The organism is Corynebacterium sp. HMSC14B06 (genome assembly GCF_001807075.1).
GTDB classification, from domain to species: Bacteria; Actinomycetota; Actinomycetes; order Mycobacteriales; family Mycobacteriaceae; genus Corynebacterium; species Corynebacterium jeikeium_D.
In genome coordinates, this window is the sequence record NZ_KV787400.1 from 1 (window position 1) to 1,124 (window position 1,124).

The window sequence follows — 1,124 nt, forward strand, 5'->3', positions numbered from 1 at the left end:
TTTTGTGATTCTTCTGATTTGAAGGGTTTTTGATGGAGGGTTTGATCCTGGCTCAGGACGAACGCTGGCGGCGTGCTTAACACATGCAAGTCGAACGGTAAGGCTCCAGCTTGCTGGGGTACACGAGTGGCGAACGGGTGAGTAACACGTGGGTGACCTGCCCTGCACTTCGGGATAAGCCTGGGAAACTGGGTCTAATACCGGATAGGACCGCACCGTGAGGGTGTGGTGGAAAGTTTTTTCGGTGTGGGATGGGCCCGCGGCCTATCAGCTTGTTGGTGGGGTAATGGCCTACCAAGGCGGCGACGGGTAGCCGGCCTGAGAGGGTGGACGGCCACATTGGGACTGAGACACGGCCCAGACTCCTACGGGAGGCAGCAGTGGGGAATATTGCACAATGGGCGGAAGCCTGATGCAGCGACGCCGCGTGGGGGATGACGGCCTTCGGGTTGTAAACTCCTTTCACCATCGACGAAGGGTTTCTGACGGTAGATGGAGAAGAAGCACCGGCTAACTACGTGCCAGCAGCCGCGGTAATACGTAGGGTGCGAGCGTTGTCCGGAATTACTGGGCGTAAAGAGCTCGTAGGTGGTTTGTCGCGTCGTCTGTGAAATTCCGGGGCTTAACTCCGGGCGTGCAGGCGATACGGGCATAACTTGAGTACTGTAGGGGAGACTGGAATTCCTGGTGTAGCGGTGAAATGCGCAGATATCAGGAGGAACACCGGTGGCGAAGGCGGGTCTCTGGGCAGTAACTGACGCTGAGGAGCGAAAGCATGGGGAGCGAACAGGATTAGATACCCTGGTAGTCCATGCCGTAAACGGTGGGCGCTAGGTGTGGGTTTCCTTCCACGGGATCCGTGCCGTAGCTAACGCATTAAGCGCCCCGCCTGGGGAGTACGGCCGCAAGGCTAAAACTCAAAGGAATTGACGGGGGCCCGCACAAGCGGCGGAGCATGTGGATTAATTCGATGCAACGCGAAGAACCTTACCTGGGCTTGACATATACAGGATCGCGCCAGAGATGGTGTTTCCCTTGTGGCTTGTATACAGGTGGTGCATGGTTGTCGTCAGCTCGTGTCGTGAGATGTTGGGTTAAGTCCCGCAACGAGCGCAACCCTTGTC

At 57.2% G+C, this 1,124-nt stretch carries 1 rRNA gene; it reads left to right on the top strand.

Going from position 1 to position 1,124, the window contains the following annotated elements:
• Positions 1 to 29: 29 nt before the first annotated feature.
• Positions 30 to 1,124: ribosomal RNA gene (locus tag HMPREF3130_RS10040) — 16S ribosomal RNA — on the top strand; the annotation flags it as partial.